At 67.4% G+C, this 17,354-nt stretch carries 17 protein-coding genes; 7 read left to right on the top strand and 10 right to left on the bottom strand.

Annotated elements, in window-relative coordinates; translation table 11 throughout:
* The first annotated feature begins 180 nt into the window (after positions 1 to 180).
* Positions 181 to 2,391, top strand: a complete 2,211-nt coding sequence (locus tag AC3ANX_RS17705) for a glycoside hydrolase family 88 protein (protein ID WP_488334544.1) — start codon at positions 181 to 183, stop codon at positions 2,389 to 2,391.
* 247 nt (positions 2,392 to 2,638) lie between these two features.
* Here the strand turns inward: AC3ANX_RS17705 and AC3ANX_RS17700 are convergent, their stop codons facing one another.
* The 5 genes from AC3ANX_RS17700 to AC3ANX_RS17680 are packed head-to-tail and all read right to left on the bottom strand — an operon-like array spanning position 2,639 to position 6,350.
* Positions 2,639 to 3,889, bottom strand: coding sequence for an adenosylmethionine--8-amino-7-oxononanoate transaminase (locus AC3ANX_RS17700; RefSeq protein ID WP_488334543.1), 1,251 nt, complete (start codon positions 3,887 to 3,889; stop codon positions 2,639 to 2,641).
* 45 nt (positions 3,890 to 3,934) lie between these two features.
* A complete protein-coding gene (gene bioD / locus AC3ANX_RS17695; RefSeq protein ID WP_488334542.1) occupies positions 3,935 to 4,549 on the bottom strand; it encodes a dethiobiotin synthase in 615 nt (204 codons plus the stop codon).
* Positions 4,546 to 5,670, bottom strand: coding sequence for an 8-amino-7-oxononanoate synthase (locus AC3ANX_RS17690; protein ID WP_488334541.1), 1,125 nt, complete (start codon positions 5,668 to 5,670; stop codon positions 4,546 to 4,548). The genes bioD and AC3ANX_RS17690 overlap by 4 nt, the downstream gene beginning before the upstream one ends.
* Before the next feature lie 41 nt (positions 5,671 to 5,711).
* A complete protein-coding gene (locus AC3ANX_RS17685) occupies positions 5,712 to 6,098 on the bottom strand; it encodes a type II toxin-antitoxin system death-on-curing family toxin (RefSeq protein ID WP_488334540.1) in 387 nt (128 codons plus the stop codon).
* Positions 6,099 to 6,104: 6 nt separating this feature from the next.
* Entirely contained in the window at positions 6,105 to 6,350 is a 246-nt protein-coding gene (locus AC3ANX_RS17680; RefSeq protein ID WP_488334539.1) for an AbrB/MazE/SpoVT family DNA-binding domain-containing protein, read from the bottom strand.
* Between the two features lie 77 nt (positions 6,351 to 6,427).
* Between AC3ANX_RS17680 and AC3ANX_RS17675 the strand changes: the two genes are divergently transcribed.
* On the top strand, positions 6,428 to 7,381 hold the full coding sequence (locus AC3ANX_RS17675) for a cation diffusion facilitator family transporter (RefSeq protein WP_488334538.1): 954 nt from the start codon (positions 6,428 to 6,430) through the stop codon (positions 7,379 to 7,381).
* Complete coding sequence (locus AC3ANX_RS17670) at positions 7,378 to 7,953, top strand: HD domain-containing protein (RefSeq protein WP_488334537.1); 576 nt, start codon at positions 7,378 to 7,380, stop codon at positions 7,951 to 7,953. The genes AC3ANX_RS17675 and AC3ANX_RS17670 overlap by 4 nt, the downstream gene beginning before the upstream one ends.
* Here AC3ANX_RS17670 and AC3ANX_RS17665 read toward each other — a convergent pair.
* The 4 genes from AC3ANX_RS17665 to AC3ANX_RS17650 all read right to left on the bottom strand — a co-directional run bounded on the left by AC3ANX_RS17665 (position 7,950) and on the right by AC3ANX_RS17650 (position 11,104).
* Complete coding sequence (locus AC3ANX_RS17665; protein WP_488334536.1) at positions 7,950 to 8,591, bottom strand: DUF4893 domain-containing protein; 642 nt, start codon at positions 8,589 to 8,591, stop codon at positions 7,950 to 7,952. The genes AC3ANX_RS17670 and AC3ANX_RS17665 overlap by 4 nt on opposite strands.
* A gap of 90 nt (positions 8,592 to 8,681) precedes the next feature.
* A complete protein-coding gene (locus AC3ANX_RS17660) occupies positions 8,682 to 9,467 on the bottom strand; it encodes a 3-hydroxybutyrate dehydrogenase (protein WP_488334535.1) in 786 nt (261 codons plus the stop codon).
* 30 nt (positions 9,468 to 9,497) lie between these two features.
* Positions 9,498 to 10,652 carry a patatin-like phospholipase family protein gene (locus AC3ANX_RS17655; protein ID WP_488334534.1) on the bottom strand — a complete coding sequence of 385 codons (1,155 nt, stop codon included), beginning with the start codon at positions 10,650 to 10,652 and terminating at the stop codon, positions 9,498 to 9,500.
* Between the two features lie 89 nt (positions 10,653 to 10,741).
* Entirely contained in the window at positions 10,742 to 11,104 is a 363-nt protein-coding gene (locus AC3ANX_RS17650; RefSeq protein ID WP_488334533.1) for a hypothetical protein, read from the bottom strand.
* 191 nt (positions 11,105 to 11,295) lie between these two features.
* On the opposite strand from AC3ANX_RS17650, the gene ypfJ reads away from it, so the two are divergent.
* A complete protein-coding gene (gene ypfJ, locus AC3ANX_RS17645) occupies positions 11,296 to 12,213 on the top strand; it encodes a KPN_02809 family neutral zinc metallopeptidase (protein WP_488334532.1) in 918 nt (305 codons plus the stop codon).
* Between the two features lie 84 nt (positions 12,214 to 12,297).
* Entirely contained in the window at positions 12,298 to 13,023 is a 726-nt protein-coding gene (locus tag AC3ANX_RS17640) for a hypothetical protein (RefSeq protein ID WP_488334531.1), read from the top strand.
* Here AC3ANX_RS17640 and AC3ANX_RS17635 read toward each other — a convergent pair whose 3' ends face one another.
* Positions 13,024 to 14,235: a LysR family transcriptional regulator gene (locus AC3ANX_RS17635; RefSeq protein WP_488334530.1), complete on the bottom strand. Its 1,212-nt coding sequence runs from the start codon at positions 14,233 to 14,235 to the stop codon at positions 13,024 to 13,026.
* A 260-nt stretch (positions 14,236 to 14,495) separates the two neighbouring features.
* Between AC3ANX_RS17635 and dctA the strand changes: the two genes are divergently transcribed.
* The gene (dctA, locus tag AC3ANX_RS17630; RefSeq protein WP_488334529.1) at positions 14,496 to 15,842 is read left to right on the top strand and encodes a C4-dicarboxylate transporter DctA; all 1,347 of its coding nucleotides are present in this window, start codon (positions 14,496 to 14,498) and stop codon (positions 15,840 to 15,842) included.
* Positions 15,843 to 15,928: 86 nt separating this feature from the next.
* Positions 15,929 to 17,338, top strand: a complete 1,410-nt coding sequence (locus AC3ANX_RS17625; RefSeq protein ID WP_488334528.1) for a carbohydrate porin — start codon at positions 15,929 to 15,931, stop codon at positions 17,336 to 17,338.
* The last annotated feature ends 16 nt before the right edge of the window (positions 17,339 to 17,354 follow it).

Raw genomic sequence — 17,354 nt, 5'->3', positions numbered from 1 at the left:
CCAAGGCTAGAGAAGTCCGCCGCCGCGTCAATCTAATTTGTCAGACTTTATCAAACATGTCCCGGATTGTGTTCGCCGTTGCCATATTGTGTGGTCTCGTCCACACTGACACCGGGCGCAATGACGCTTGGCAAACGGGAGAGGGTTGTGGCGAAGAGGCACAGGATCAGGCTTGCGGCGATGCTGTCGTTGACGACGGTGCTACCCGCGACCGGCTATGCCGCTCCGGCTCCGGCTCGGGCCGACGCGACCGCGTTCGACGCGAGGCGCATCCCCGAGCCCGCCCGCGTTCTCGCGCTGCTCGACGATACCGCCGCCAAGCAGATCGCGGTGCTGCGCGATCAGTCGAAGACGCTGAGCCGCGATGTCGTCCAGCAGCTTACCGCCAACTGGATCTCGGCGGCGTTCCTCACCTCGCTGACGCGGCTGACGCGGATCAGCGATGCGTCCGGCGGCAATGCGATGCTGCGCGACACTGCCCAGCATTACAATTTCGCGCTTCAGGGCGGGCAGTCGGCGCATTCGATGCTCGATGCCGACAATATCGCGCTCGGCGAAACCTATGAGGAGCTGTACGCGCGCAGCGGTTGGGCGCCCGAGATCGCTCCGCTCAAGCAGCGGCTCGATTATACTTTGCCCTATCTTACGGCGGACCCCGCGCCGAAACGGCTGGTGTGGTGGTGGTGCGATGCCTTGTTCATGGCGCCGCCCGTCTATGCGCGCCTGTCGGTGCAGACCGGCGATCCCGCCTATCTGAAGGCCGCCGACACGCAATGGTGGCGACAGACCGCGCGGCTGTGGTCGCCCGCCGATGGCCTCTATTTCCGCGACGAGCGCTTCATCGATCGCAAGACCAGGAACGGCAAGCGCGTGTTCTGGTCGCGCGGGAATGGCTGGGTAGTGGGCGGCATCGCGCGCGTGCTCGAATCGATGCCGGCCGACTTCCCGACGCGTCAGAAATATGTCGAGACGCTGCGCACCATGTCGGCGAGCCTCGCGAAATTGCAGCGCCCCGACGGGCTATGGACCGCGAATCTGCTCGACGCGCAGGATCCGGCGGGTGCGGAGACCTCGGGCTCGGCGTTCTTCGTCTATGCGATGGCGTGGGGGATCAACCACGGCCTGCTCGATCGCAAGACATACCTGCCGGTCGTGCTGCGCGGCTGGTCGGGGCTGACCGGGGCGGTGCAGCCCGACGGTCTGCTCGGCTATGTCCAGTTGCCGGGCGATCAGCCGTGGCCGACCAAGGCGGAGGATCATGCCATGTACGGCACCGCCGGGCTGATCCTGGCGGGTCTCGAGATGATGAAGCTCGGCCAGCCGACCACCGCGCTTCCGCTCGCCGAGCCGGGCCGGATGGCGTCGCCGCCGGGCTGGACGCCGCCGCCGGTGCCGGCCGATGCCACGCCCGAGCAACGCGCGTCGTTCGAACGCCGCATCGCCGAGCATGAGGCGGTCGCCAATCTCGCGTTCGAGCCAGCGCGCGACATGCCGGGCGAGGCGCAGCCGCCGCGCGACGACGGTATCGTCAACCCGCGTATCTCGCTGCCGCTGAAAACTCCGCCCGCCGACCAGCAGGCGGCGCGCGCGACGGTCCGGTTCGCGCCCTACCGCTTCGACGATATCCTGTGGGAGAACGACCGCACCGCACACCGCATCTACGGCCCCGCGCTGGAGAAGGAGGAGCCGCCATCGAGCTCGGGCATCGACGCCTGGGGCAAGATCGTGCGCTGGCCGTTCATGGAACGCCAGCTCGCCACCGGCAAGCAGCATGATTTCCACGGCGAGGGGATCGACTTCTACAACGTCAACACCTTCCGCGGCGCGGGCGGGCTTGGCATCTGGTACGATCACAAACTGTGGACGTCGCGCAACTGGGCGCACCACACGATCCTGAAGGACGGGCCGGACGTCGCCGATTTCAGCGTCGATTATGCGCCGTGGCCGGTCGATGTCGGGCGCAAGGTGTGGGAGACGCGGCGCTTCACTCTGCCGACCGGCACCAACTTCACGCGGATGGTGTCCACGATCAGTTCCGACAAGCCGGAGCCGCTGCTGGTCGGCATCGGCATCCAGAAGCGGCCGACCGCCAATGCACCCGCGCGCTACGTTGCCGACAAGGCGACCGGGCGCTTCACCTTCTGGGGCCCGAACGATCCCGACAAGGGCGCGATGGGCGTCGCGCTGATGGTTGACCCCGCCCAGATCGCCGAAGTCACCGAGGATGCCGACAATTATCTGGTGGTGGTGAAGGTCACGCCCGGCAAGCCGTTCGTCTATTACATGGGCGCGACGTGGAGCAAGGGCCGCGACTTCCACGATTCAGGCGCGTGGGAAGCGTATGTGAAGGCGCAAAGCCCGAGCTTCGCGGTTCCGGCGGCGGGGAAGTAGGGTGCCTTAAACCCGTTCGCACTGAGCGAAGTCGAAATGCGTGCCCGGAATCGTAAGGTTCCGGGCTCATCCGCCGCCACCCGCTCTCCTGTCATTTTACGCGGGGGCGAACGATGTGCCTCGCGTCGGGAGAGGCGGACGTGATCAGCGTCAGCCCAATCCGACCCTTCGTGTCGGGCGAAGTCGAGACACCTGCGCGCCGGGCATGTCCCTCGGCTGCGCTCGGGACGAACGGTGGGGGAGCGGGTCAGACCAGCGCCGCGCACGCCTCCGCCATCGCCGTGTAGATCGTGTCGAGGTCCGCATCCGCGATGCAGTACGGCGGCATCACATACACCGTGTTGCCAAGCGGCCGCAGCAGCAGATCGCGCTCGCGGAAGAAGCCAAGCAGGCGCGGGCCCAGCGCCGAGAGGTAGCCGCCGGCCGGATCGGCGATCTCCAGCGCGGTGACGGTGCCGATCTGGCGTTTGCCCGCGATGCGTGGATGGTCGAGCGCGGCGAGCCGCGTCGCCTGCCGCGCGGTGAGGCTGGCAATGCGCTCCGCCACTGGCTCGTCGCGCCACACGCCGAGATTGGCGAGCGCGGCGGCGCAGGCGATCGGGTTGGCGGTGTAGCTTGAGGAGTGGAAGAACATCGTCGCACGGTCGGCCGAAAGGTGCGCGTCGAAGATCGCGTCGGTCGCCAGCGTCACCGCGAGCGGGATCGCGCCGCCGGTCAGCCCCTTGGAGAGGCACAGGATATCGGGCACCACCCCGGCCTGCTCGCACGCCAGCAAGGTGCCGGTGCGGCCCCAGCCGGTCATCACCTCGTCGGCGATGAACAGCACGCCGTGTCGGGCGCAGATCTCGCGCATCGCCGCCAGCACGTGCGGCGGGTAGATCAGCATGCCGCCCGCGCCGAGCAGCAGCGGCTCGACGATGAACGCAGCCGGATGGTCGCGGCACGCCGCCTCCAGCGCGTCGAGCGTCGTCTGTTCGGCGCCAGCGATGGGGAAGGGGATCGTGCCAACATCGAACAACAGCGGCGTGTAGGCGCGGTTGTACACGCCGCGTGCGCCCACCGACATCGCGCCGATCGTGTCGCCGTGATAGCTGTGTTCGAGCACGAGGATACGGTGACGCGGCGCCCCCCGGTTGGAAAAATAGCCGAGCGCCATCTTCAGCGCGACCTCGACGCTGGTCGAACCCGAATCGGAGTAGAACACGCGGGTGAGCGCGCTCGGCAGCAGCGCGATCAGCCCGCGTGCGAGCGCCTCGGCGGGTTCGTGGGTCCAGCCGGCGAAGATGATCTGGTCGAGCCGCTGCGTCTGTTCGGCGATCGCCGCCATGATGCGCGGGTGCGCGTGGCCGTGCGTCGTCACCCACCATGAGGAGATCGCGTCGACGATGCGCCTGCCGTCCGACGTGTAGAGCGCCGCGCCCTCGGCATGCGTGACGAGCGGTATCGGCTCGTTCAGCCCGTGCTGGGTGAACGGGTGCCAGACGGGGGAGCTATGCATTGTCATCTCCGTTCGTCCCGCTCGATACGAACGGATGTCGGACGGTCACGCGAAATCCTCCACCCGGAACTGCGCCGCGAACGCCGCGCGCAACGTCTCCGCGTTCAGCGGATCGAGACGCGGCAACCGTCCGAGCCGCTTCACCCGCCCGATCGCGCAGATCGTCGCCTCGCTGTCCTCGTTGGCGTCGCCGGTGAAGGCCACTCCCAAGATCGGCACGCCGCGCGCGCGCAATGCCTCGATCGAGAGCAGGCTGTGGTTGATCGTGCCGAGCGCGGTGCGCGCGACCAGCACCACCGGATGACCCCAGCGCGCGAACAGATCGGCGAACAGCACAGTGCGCGTCACCGGCACCAGCACGCCGCCCGCACCCTCGACCACCAGCGCCGCATCGACGGCGGGCGGGGTCAGCCGGTCGAGGTCGATCGTCACGCCGTCGATCTCGGCGGCGCGATGCGGCGAGCAGGGCGTGTTGAGCCGATAGGCTTCGGGCAGCACCTTCGCGACGCCCAGCGCCGTGACGCGCGCGGCATCGGTGCCGTTGTCCAGCCCGGCTTGCACCGGCTTCCAGTAAGTCGCGCCGAGCGCGGCGGCGAGCCCGGCCGAAAACACCGTCTTTCCCGCGTCGGTGTCGGTGCCGGTGACGACGATCGTGCTCATGCCAGCGCCTCCGTGATCGCTTCCGCCAGTCCGTCGATCTCCGCCTCGCTGGTGTTGAGCGTGATCGAGATTCGCAACCGCGCCTCGCCCGCCGGAACGGTCGGCGGGCGGATGCCGCGCACGTCATAGCCGGCCGCCTGCACCGCGCCCGCGACGCGCATCGTCGTTGCATCGTCGCCAAGCACCAGCGGCAGGATCTGCGAGCCGGTCGCCGCGACCCCGCACGGCGCCAACGCGCGTTCGGCATAGGCGACCAGCGCACGGAGCCGGTCGCGCCGCTCGGGCTCGCCCGCGAGGATGCGCAAGGCCGCGCGCACCGCACTCGCCATCAGCGGCGACGGCGCGGTCGAGAAGATGAAGCCGCGCCCGCGATTGACGAGGAAGTCGCGCACGATGCCGGGTGCGCACACCAGAGCCCCCTCGCAGCCGAGCGCCTTGCCGCAGGTCCGCAGGGTGACGACGTTCTCGCGGCCTTCGTATTCGGCGGCGAGCCCGCGCCCTTCGGGGCCGAACACCCCGGTCGCGTGCGCTTCGTCGATCAGCAGCGCCGCATCATGCCGCGCGGCCACGGCGGCGAGATCGCCAAGCGGCGCACGGTCGCCGTCCATGCTGTAGAGGCTCTCCACCGCGATCCACGCCCGTCCGGTGCCGCCGCGCACGCGCCATGCGGCGATCGTGTCGTCGAAGCTCTGCGGATCGTTGTGCCGCGCGCTCGCCGACTCCGCCCGGCCGAGCCGCATGCCTTCGTGCGCGCTGGCGTGGACGAGCGCATCGTGCACGACGAGATCACCGCGCTGCGGCAGCGTGCCGAGCAGCGCGGCGTTGGCGGCATAACCGCTCGAAAACCACAAGGCCGCCTCGCACCCGAAGAACGCCGCCGCCTCGCTTTCCAGCGCATCATGCTCGGGATCGTTGCCACGCAGCAGCCGCGACCCGCCGGACCCGACCGCCACGTCCCGCGCCAGCGCGTCCGCCACCGCCGCCCGCAACCGGGGCGACGTCGCGAGCCCCAGATAATCGTTCGACGAGAAATCCGCCCCCCGCCGCGGCACCAGCGCCCGCAGCCGGTCGCGCGCGGCAAGACCGGCAAGGTTATCGTGGTGGGCGGCGAAGATCGGCATTTGCAACGCTCGTTAAAGCAGTTTGCGAATTGCTCAAGCCGCTATGCCGCGACGACGTGCGCGCGGAACCAGTCGGCAACCGCATCTTCCTCCAGCATACCCGACGCAAGCGCCAGCACCATCTGGATCGCCTCGACCTTGCCGAAGGCGATCTGCACATCGTTCAGCCGCAGGAACAGACGCGCGATCACCCACGCCGTGCGTTTGTTGCCATCGTTGAAGGGATGATTGCGCGCGATGCCGAACGCGTAAGCGGCCGCCAATGCGCAAGGATCATCCTCCCCGTAGGCATGTTTGTTGACCGGGCGGGCCAGCGCCGATTCGAGCAATCCCGCGTCTTTCAGCCCGGCAAGCCCGCCATGTTCAGCCAGTTGCCGATCGTGCACGGCATAGGCGATCGCCGCGCTGAGGAACGTCGGTTCGATCACCGCGCATCACCGCGCCAGCACGGCGAGAATGTCGCGATCTTCGCGCATGATCTCCTCGGCCGCATCCATGGCCGCGAGGAAATCGGGATCGGTCGCCGACATGCTGTAGCCGCTTGGCGAATCGTTGAGGTAGATCGCGTCGCCCTGCGACACGCGCAATCCGGCGATCACGTCCTTAGGCAAGATGACGCCCATCGAGTTGCCGATCTTGATGAGCTTGAGCTTGCGGGCATGGCTGGCTGGCGCGTTCATACCGATGTTATAACGCGCGTCATGCTGGACATCAACCGCCGACCCGCTACCCCAGCGGGTTCAGCCGGGAGAACTGTATGTCGTCGTCCAAGCAAGGTGAATCGAACCTCGTCATCTTTGCAGCGCTTGCTGCGAACCTTGGCATTGCGGTGGCGAAGTTCGTGGCGGCGGCGATCAGCGGGTCTTCCTCGATGCTGACCGAGGGGTTCCACTCGGTGGTGGACAGTCTCAACCAGGTGCTGCTGCTGTGGGGGCAGCATCGCGGCAAGCGTCCGCCCGATGCCGACCATCCGTTCGGCTATGGCCGCGAGCTGTACTTCTGGAGCTTCGTCGTCGCGATCCTGATCTTTGCGGTCGGTGCGGGCGTGTCGGTGTACGAGGGTTGGGTGCACATCCGCGAGCCCGAGCCGCTGCTCGATCCTTTGGTCAACTACATCGTGCTCGGCCTCGCCTTCGCGATGGAAGGCGGATCGTGGCTGCTCGCGATGCGCGAATTCGCAGCCGATAATCGCGGGCGCGGCTGGTGGTCGGCGATCCGGCGGTCGAAAGACCCGGCCGGATTCATCGTGCTGTTCGAGGATTCTGCGGCGCTCGCCGGGCTGGTCATTGCCGCGATCGGTGTGTGGGCGAGCCATCACTATAACGATCCGCGTATCGATGGCGTCGCCTCGATCCTGATCGGGCTGCTGCTTGGGGTGATTGCGATGGTGCTCGCGCGCGAGGCCAAGGGGCTGTTGATCGGCGAGGGTGCGGACCCGGCGATCGTCGCGGAGGTGCGCGCGATTGTGGACGGCTATCCCGCGATCACCGGCGTCAATCACGTTCGCACCATCCACACCGCGCCCGACAGCGTGTTCGTCGCGATCAGCGCGGATTTCGAGGATCACGTCACGATGGGTGATGCCGAGACGATCATCGAGACGATCGAAACCGATCTCAAGGCGCGGCTGCCGATGCTCTCCTCCATCTATATCCGCCCGGAAAAGCGCGAGAATGCGGCGATGCTGCCGATCGACGCGCCGTCGGCATGACTCCCGCGCGCAGCCTCGAACGGCTCGGCCTGCCGCCCGCGATCCCGGCGCGGTGGCGGGCCCAACTGGGTGAGCCGCAGCGTCACTATCACACCTTCGCGCATGTCGCGGCGATGCTCGACCATCTCTCGGAGGAGGAGGCGACGCCTGAACTGATCGCGGCGATCTGGCTGCACGATATCGTCTATGATCCGCACGCCGCCGACAACGAGGCGCGCTCGGCCGAACAGGCGCTGCGCGATCTCGCCGGCACGCCGATCGACGCGGCCGAGGTCGCGGCGCTGATCGCGGGCACGCAGCGCCACGCGCCGGGCTCGCCCGTGCAGAACCTGCTCAACGATCTCGATCTTGGCATTCTTGGCGCGGAACCGGCCGGATATGCCCGCTATGCCGAGCAGATCCGCGCCGAATATGCCTTCGTGCCGATGGAGGTGTACGCACCCGCCCGCGCGATGCTGCTGCGCGCGTTCGACCAGCGCCGCATCTACCAGACGCCGCGCTTCGCACCGCTGGAGGCGCAGGCGCACCGCAACCTCGCGCACGAGATCGCGGCGCTCGAACGGATCGCCTAGGTCGGCGCGATCTCGATGATGTCGAGCATCGATTCGAGGTGCGGCGCGGGCAGCACCAGCCGCCAGCGCTTGTCGCCGATGCGTTCGATATAACCGGCCATGTCGCGCAATTTGTCCTGCCCGTAGCGGAACGGTTTGATCTCGTCGCCATAGACCATCGTGCCGAGGAAGATCGCGCGCGCACCGTCGGGGTAGAGCTTGCCGTCGGGCCGCTGCACGCCGCCGGTCTTGTGAAACCGCAACAGCGCGCCGCCCGCGTCGATCTCGCAATCGGTAGGTTCGAACGCGGTGAACTCGGCCATGGCGGGGCCGTTCGCGCCGATCTTGTACACGGTGCAGCGATACGCCCCGGCCGGCGGCAGCGGATCGGTCAGCGCGCGATCGGGATCGGCGAGTTCGTGCAGGCCGTCGATCTTGGCGCCCTGTCCTGCCTTGCGCGCCTTGTCGACAGCGGCCAGCCAGGTATCGCGCCAGCCGCGCAGCCGGTCGCGGTCGTCGTCGGTCGCGACCAGTTGCCAGTTGGCGGCCGGGTCGACCGCCGGCGCGGCGGAGGCGGCCGCCTCCACGCGCCTCTTGCCGGCACAGCCGAGCAGCGCCGCGCAGCCGCAAAGAAGGGTGGCGAGTGCGGCTTTCTTCAAGCGACCGTCTTTCCTGTCATCACTGTGCACCTAACCACGCGCGCCATGGCTTGCCAAGGCCACAACGCGCTGGTCGGGCGCGGCCGTGGCTCAGGCGGCGGTCCAGCCGCCGTCGATCGACAGGTTGGCGCCGGTGATCGCCTTGGCCTCGTCGCGGCACAGGTACAGCGCCAGCGCCGCCACCTGTTCGGAGGTGACGAACTCCTTGGTCGGCTGCGCGTCGAGCAGCACGTCGTTGATGACCTGATCGCGCGTCAGGTTACGCGCCTTCATCGTGTCGGGAATCTGCTTCTCGACCAGCGGCGTCCACACATAGCCCGGCGAGATGCAGTTGACCGTCACGCCGAACGTCGCCGTCTCCAGCGCGACCGTCTTGGTGAGCCCGGCAAGGCCGTGCTTGGCGGTGACATAGGCCGATTTGGCCGGGCTGGCGACCAAGGAATGCGCCGACGCGGTCGAGATGATGCGGCCCCATTTCGCCGCCTTCATCAGCGGCACCGCCGCGCGCATCATGTGGAACGCCGAGGACAGGTTGATCGCGATGATCGCGTCCCACTTCTCGACCGGGAAATCCTCGATCGGGGAGACATACTGGATGCCCGCATTGTTGACGATGATGTCCGGCCCGCCCAGTTCGTCGTGGCAGCGCTTGACCATCGCGGCGATCTCGTCGGGCTTGGTCATGTCGGCGGCGTCGTACAGCGCCTTGGCGCCGCTCGTCGCCTCAAGCGCGGCGCGCTCCTTCTCGATGTCGGCGGCATCGCCGAAGCCGTTGATGACCACGCTCGCACCCTCGGCGGCGAACGCCTTGGCATAGGCGAGGCCGATGCCTGACGTGGAACCGGTGACGATCGCGCTCTTGCCCTTGAGGAACATTCGCTTTTCTCCGTGGTCGTTGGGAAGGGATCAGGGGTAGGTGGGGTTCACGGTCAGGTCGAACGCGGCACTTTTGCCGGTCTCGATATTCTCCGCGACGATCTGCGCATTGGCCATCGTCTCGTGCACCGCTTCCAGGCCCGAGCGCCAATGCTCCCCCTTGGTGCGCGCGGAGAACTCGAAATCCCGCGAGCCGCCTTCCCACGCATTGGCGCGGTAGATGAGCTGGACGAGGTTGACCGCATCCTCCTTCGACCGCTCGGCCAGCGCTAGCACGTCGGGATCGTGCGCGAGGTCGGCGGGCAGCTTGGCCAGCACCTTGCGCGCCAGTTCGCGATCCTTGCGGATGCGCAGCAGCGCGTCGGACACGGTGCGGGTACGACTGGAGAACTGGATCTCCTTCTGACGCGCCATCACGTCCATGATCGTGCGCGGGCGATCGGCGGAGGCGGAGAACAGATCGACCTGGAAGACGAGCAGGTCCGATTCCTGATTGTCGAGCACGTGGGTCAGCGGCGTGTTCGAGACGATGCCGCCGTCCCACCACATTTTGCCGTCGATCTCGACCGGCGGCAGCCCCGGCGGCAACGCGCCCGAGGCCATGATGTGGCGCGCATCGATCGTGTCGGTTGTCGTGTCGAAATAGCGGAAGTTGCCGCTTTCGAGATCGACCGCACCCACCGACAGCCGCACCGGCCCGTGATTGAGCAGATCCCAGTCGACCAGCGAATCCAGCGTTTCGGCAAGCGCGCGCGAATCGTAGAAGCTGAGTGCCTCGGGCGAGCCCGGCAGCGCGAACACCGGCGAGATCGGGCGCGGCGCGAAGAAACCCGGCACGCCGGTCGCGAGCACGAACCCGGCCGACCATTCGTGAACGGATTCGCGGATGTGATCGTCGGGGAATATCGGAAAGCTCGGCAATGCGCTGGTCAGCAGATCCCAGAACGCGCGCAGATGCTCGACGCGCTTGTGCGGCGGGTTGCCCGCGACGATCGCGGCATTGACCGCCCCGATCGAGATACCCGCGACCCAGTCGATCTCGATGCCGCTCTCCGCCAGCCCCTCGATCACCCCCGCCTGATAGCTGCCGAGCGCGCCGCCGCCTTGCAGCACCAGCGCGACGGTATCTGGCAGCGGCAACGCCTTGGCGTGCCGTTTCGGGCGGTGGGGTTCGCGATCGGCCATGGCGCGGGACATGCGCCGCAGCGGCGCAGGGATCAACGACAGTTTGATGAAAAGCCAGTCATGTTACCCTACGGAGGTCGCCGGTCGCCTCAATAGAAGTCGGCGGGGTTGGGCGAGGGCGCGTTGCAGGCGCGCGTGCTGCCGTGATCGCACGCATAGGCCTGCTGCCGCCATGCGGCCATCGCATCGGCATAGGCGCGCCGCTGGTGCTGGTAATGCGCTTGATCGCGCATCGCCTCGTGATGGCTGGCGCGCAGCGACTGCTCATAGGCGGCGAGGTCGCTCTGATACTGCGCCTGATTGGCAGCGTTGATCGAGTCGGCGGCGGTCGGCGCTGACGCCTGCGCAGCCGCTTCGGCGTTGGCGGACTGCGCGGTCTGCGGGGCGGATTGCGCCTGCGCGGCGGTGACGGCGAGCGGCAGCAGCGCGGCGAGCGTCAGAAAGGCTTTCATCAAGGGAAACTCCTGAGGTGATGGCGCCGAAACGATCGGGACGGGCGCAGCGTTCCGAGTGTGGCGTTCGTCATGTCCACGGCGGACCGAAGATCCATGCCGTCGCTGCAAATTCGTCACGGCCTTGCAACGGCTTTGCCGCCCGCGCATTCAGACAGCAGCGACACCGATCCGGGAAAAGGGCCAGCGCGATGCGTCTCGACGATTTCGATCCCAACATCAATGTCGAGGATCAGCGCGGCCAGGGCGGCAGCGGGTTCGGCGGTTTCGGCGGCGGCGGTGGCGGCGGGATGCTGCTCGGGCTGTTGCCGATGGTGTTCAGCCGGTTCGGCTGTGGCGGCGTGGTGGTGTTGCTGATCGTGCTGGCGGTGTTCGGCGGGCTCGGCGGTCTGGGCGGTGGCGGCAGCGGCGTGCGCACCAATGCGCCCACCGAACAAAGCGCAGGCCACGGCACCGACGCCAAATCGAGCTGCACGGTCGATGCCGCCAGCAAGGTCGCCTGCAACGCGTTCAGCTCCGCCGACAAGACGTGGGCGGCGATCTTCCAGCAATCGGGCCAGCGGTTCGTCGCGCCCAAATTGGTGTTCTACGGCGGCAGTGGCCGATCGGGCTGCGGCGCGGCGCAGAGCGCGATGGGACCGTTCTACTGCCCGCAGGATCAGGGCGTCTATCTCGACACCAGTTTCTTCGACGAACTCGCCAACCGTTTCGGCGCGAAGGGCGATTTCGCGCAGGATTACGTGATCGCGCACGAATTCGGCCACCACATCCAGAATCTGCTCGGCACGTCGGACAAGGTGTCGCAGGCGGAGCGGCAGGGCAGCGAGGTCGAGGGCAACAAGATGTCGGTGCGGCTCGAGTTGCAGGCGGACTGTTTCGCCGGCGTCTGGGCCGCGCACAACCGCGACCGAATGGACCCGGGCGACGTGCAGGAGGGCATGACCGCCGCGCACGCGATCGGCGACGACACGCTCCAGAAGCAGGCACAGGGCCGCGTGGTGCCCGACAGCTTCACCCACGGCACCTCGGCGCAGCGCGAGCACTGGCTCCAGACCGGCCTCGACAGCGGCGATCCTGCACAGTGCGACACGTTCTCGGGCGCGATCTGACGCGGCGCCGCGCCGTCGCTTTGATCCAAGACCGGGTTCCCCATGCCGGAATAGGCTGCCGCACGCAGGCGAAGGGGGGAAGCGGTGGCGACATTGGCGGGGCGGCGATCCACGCGTCTTAGCGACGAACGCCCGTTCTTCGCGACGATGGCGGGCATCATCGCCGTCGCGACCTTCGTCGGGTTCGCGCCGAGCTATTACCTCGCGCCGATGTTCAGCGCGAGGCCGCTATCGACGCTGCTCCACCTCCATGGCATCGTGTTCACCGGCTGGATCGTCCTTTATGTCGTGCAGACCGGGCTGATCGCCGCCCGGCGTGCCGACCTCCACCGGATCGTCGGGCCCGCCGCCGCAGCGCTGGCGGTGGTGATGGTGCCGCTCGGCGTCGCCACCGCGATCATCACCAAGCGCGTCGCCGCCGCCCATCACCTGCCGCCGCAGGGGCCGCCGCTGATCTTTCCGCTCGGCGCGATCCTGACGTTCGCCGTGCTGGTTGGTGCCGGCGTGGCGATGCGCAAACGGGCGGGCTGGCACAAGCGGCTGATGCTGCTGGGCACCGCCGCGATCCTGACGACGCCGCTCGCGCGGATCACGCGCTTCAGCCATCTCGGCCTGACCCCCGCGATCGGCGGGATGGTCCTGACCGACCTGCTGCTTGCGGCGCTGGTGGTCCATGATGTGCGGACGCGCGGCAGGCTGCACCCGGCGACGGCCTGGGGTGGCGGTGTCTTCCTGGCGACGCAGGCGCTTCGCATCCTGCTCAACATGACGCCCGCATGGCAGGCTTTCGCGGCGATGCTGGCTCGATGATCAGACCGAGGAAGGTCTGCGCCGGCCGGCGGTGACGAGCGCCGACAGCAGCGCCGATTGCGCGGCGGTCGGCCGCCAGTCTGCACGCATCGTGACGCCGATGCGCCGCAGATGGCCCGGCAGCGGGCCGCCGACGGTGGTGAGCAGCCCGGCCTTCTGCTCGATATCGAACACGTCTGGCGACATCAGCGCCAGCCAGTCGCCCTCCATCAACAGCCTGCGCAGCGTCAGGATCGATCCGCAGTCGGTCCGTGTCGCGGGGCGATGGACGGCGAACAGATCTTCCCAGATCGTGCGCATCGGCGAGCCGATATTGCCTACGATCCAGGGATATCCGGCGAGCGTCTCGACCGGCGGGATGGTGTCGCCGGCAAGCGGGTGGCCGGTGCGCACGACGATGTAGAAGACGTCGGTGAACAGCTCCTTTTGAACCACGTCGGGCGAGGGCGAGGGGTTGCGCAGGTCGGACAGCGCGAAATCGATGTCGCCGGTGCGCAGGCGCTCGATCAGTTCCAGATATGGCCCTTCGACCACCACGACCTCGGCCGCCGCATGATCCTGCGCGAACAGAGCGAGCGCCTCCGGGAGTACGCCCGCGCGCGGCAGCGGCAGCGCACCGACGACGATGCGACCGCTGCCGGCTTGTTCAAGCGCGGCCAGTTCGTCGAAGCCGGCCTGCACCTCGCTCGCCATCAGGCGTATGGCCCCGACCAGACGTTGCGCGCGTTCGGTGGGGAGCGCGGTGCGGCCCGAACGGACGAGCAACTCGATGCCGAGCACGGCCTCCAGATCCTTGACCGCACGGTGCACGCTCGGCTGCGAGAGCCCCAGCGCGCGCGCCGCCTGCGCGTACCCGCCAGTCCGCTCGACCACCGCGAGGGCGCGGAGCTGGTTCATCGTCACGCTGCGCGCGATGTGCGCGATCGGCGTCAGCCGAGCCGAGCGGCGAAGCCGTCGCCCGCCATCCGCCAGGATCGCCACCGCGCGTTCCGCACGGCGAACGAACACCGCGCCGGCACGGGTTGGCGCGGTGCCGCGCGCGTGCCGGTCGAACAGCCGGTGGCCGAGCTGCTCCTCCAGCTTGGCCAGCGCATGAGTGAGCGCCGGTTGGGACAGGCTGATCGCCGCGGATGCGGCGCTGATGCTGCCTTCGCGGAATACGGCAACCGCTGCATCGACGTGGCGCAGACTGAGGTCAAAAGGGCTCGGCATGAAGCGATCTATAGCATGGATCGATAGCTTTAACGAGATTTCGACTGGTGAACCCATGTCGCGCACACCACCTCGCCCCCGAGTGATGCGATGATAGTCGAAATGTTGGAACGCTGGTCGGCGATCCGCGCACCGGAAGATCGCGCGGCGATCGTGGTGCGATACCCGATCGGCGCACCCGGCGCCCAGCGCGCGAGGCGCGATCGGCGAACCGTCGAAAGCTCGGCCTTGCGCGGCGAAATAGGATATAGGAGCGGACAATGCAGGCAAGGACGGGCCTGGCGGCAGGCGAGAGGCAGGACATGAACGGAGCATCGAAAAGCCGCCGGTTCGGCGTGTTCGGCCAGCTCTGGTTTCAGGTGCTGGCAGGCACGGTGGCGGGCATCGCGCTCGGCCACTTCCTGCCTGCGGCCGGAACCGCGATGAAGCCGCTGGGCGATGCGTTCATCGCATTGATCCGCATGATGATCGGGCCGGTCATCTTCTGCACGGTGGTACACGGCATCGCGGGCATGAGCGACATGCGCAGCGTCGGCCGCATCGCGCTGAAGTCGATCCTCTATTTCGAGGCGATCACCATCCTCGCGCTGCTCGTGGCGTTGGTTGCGGTCGACCTTTGGAAGCCGGGCGTAGGCATGAACATCAATGCCGCCAACCTCGATGCGAAGATGGTGGCGAGCTACCTGCACACCGCGCAGGAACAGAGCGTTTCCGGCTATCTGCTGCACATCATCCCCAAGACCTACGCCTCCGCCTTCACCGATGGCGAGGTGTTGCAGGTGCTGTTCATCTCCGTGCTGTCCGGCATCGCGCTCGCCGCGATGGGCGAGCGTGGCAAGCCGGTCGTCTCGCTGATCGAAAGCCTGTCGGGCGCGTTCTTCAGGATCGTCGGCTATGTGATGTATTTCGCGCCGATCGGTGCGTTCGGCGCGATCGCTTTCACGGTGGGCAAGTTCGGCTCGGCCTCGCTGCTGTCGCTGGGCGAGCTGATCGGCGAGTTCTTCATCGTCTGCGCGGTGTTCACCGTCGTGGTGTTCGGCCTGGTGGCCCGCTTCGTCGGGGTCAGCCTGTGGCGGCTGCTCGTCTATATCCGCGACGAGATCCTGGTCGTCGCGGCCACAACATCGACCGAGACGGTGTTGCCGCGCGTGATGCAGAAGATGCGCGACGTCGGTTGCAAGGAAAGCGTGGTCGGCTTCGTCGTGCCCGCCGGCTATTCCTTCAACCTGGACGGTACGTGCCTGTATCTGGTGACGGTGGCGGTGTTCCTCGCCCAGGCGACCAACACGCACCTGACCTTGTGGCATGAGCTTGGCCTGATCGCGGTGCTGCTGCTCACCTCCAAGGGCGCGGCGGGTGTGGCGGGCGCGGCGTTCGTCGTGCTGGCGGCGACGCTGAGCGCGACCGGGGCGATCCCCGTCGCCAGCATCGCGCTGATCCTCGGTATCCACCGGATCCTGGCGGAAGGCCTCACCTTTGTGAACCTCATCGGCAACTGTCTGGCCGCCATCGTGGTGGCCCGCTGGGAAGGCGCGATCGACGACACCCGCCTTGCCGAGACGATCGGCACGGCGGCGCTGCGCCGCCGGCATCTCGGCGCGGCCTGATCGGCCCGGCGGGTCGCGCTGCGGCCCGACCGTTCGAACAAGAAAATCGCATCGGCCCCGCCAAAGGGCCGGGCAGGAGAGTATCCGTGTACAAGCTTATCCCACTCGCAGCCGCCACGCTTGCGGTCACCAGCGCGACCGCCGCCGGCGCGCAGATCTCCCAAAGCGCGCCGACCACCGTCAAGACGCCCAAGTCGGACGATCAGGGCAAGCCGGTGGAGGATGGCCCGATGAGCCGCTTCCAGAAGACCAACCCGCTCGGCGCCGCGCTGCGGGATCTGGACGAGAAAGGCATCAAGCTCGACGGCGCATATGTCGGCAACCTCGCCGCCAACCCGATCGGCGGCGTCACCCACGGGTTTGCCGAATCGCACTGGATCGACTTTTCGGCAGATCTCGATCTCGGCAAGCTGATCGGCCTGTCGAACACGCACATCTACGCGCGCGGGGCCGATTTCGAAGGCGACAGCATCGCACAGACCAACGTCGGCAATTCGGTCAGCTTCCAACAGACCTGGCGGCCGGTGCCCGGCTGGCGGCTGACCCAGCTCGATATCGAACATCAGTTCGGTCGCCTGAAGGTGATCGCCGGGCGCTCGGCGCTCAACACCTATTTCGGCGCGTCGCCTTTGAACTGCGTGTTCATGAGCAACACCGCCTGCCTCACGGCGTACGGACCGATCACCGCGATCGGGATCACCGCTTTCCCGAACTCCTCGTGGATGGGGCTGGCGAACTACCGCTTTTCCAAGAAGGTGTACGCGCAGGTTGGCGTGTTCGATTACAACAACGATCTCAATCTCGCGGGCAAGGGCGGCACCGACTTCTCCTTCTTCAAGGGGAGCGGGAAACTGATCGCCGCCGAGACCGGCTATGAAACGACGTTCGCCAACGATCGCTTCCCACGGCGCTACCGGATCGGCGTCGACATCAACACCGATGCCGGCACCAGCCCACTCTACGACAAGAACGGCCAGCCCGCCGGCATCTCCGGGCTCGCACGCGCGACTCAGACCGGCACGCGCGTCGGCATCTACGCGCTCGGCGACCAGACGATCCTGCGGCCCGATCCGAAGAGCCCGCGCAACCTCGCGGTGTTCGGTCGCGTCTTCTACAATGCCGGCGCGAAATCGACGATCGACTGGTTCGCGTCCGCCGGCTTCGTCAAGACCGGCACGTTCAAGGGGCGCGACAACGATACGATCGGCTTCATCCTTTCGAACACGCATTTCTCGGACGACGAGGTCGAATACCTCCGCGAATTGCGCGCCAAGGCGGGCGGCCAAGGCACGCCGCCGCGCAACGAGATCATCGGCGAGGTCAATTACGGCTTCGCCGCCGCGCCGGGCGTTCGCCTGCTGCCGAACGTGCAGTATGTCATCAACCCGGACCCGATCAACGCGACCAAATACCCCCGCGACATTCCTTCGGCGGTGGTCGTCGGGCTGCGGATCGACGTCCGGTTCGCGCAGCTGTTGACGGGTTCGCAGAAGTAGGACGGGTCGGCTCGGC

This window comes from Sphingomonas sp. BRN-1R, assembly GCF_057748035.1.
Note: the sequence above shows the minus strand (reverse complement) of the source record. Positions and strands in the feature narration are given on the sequence as shown.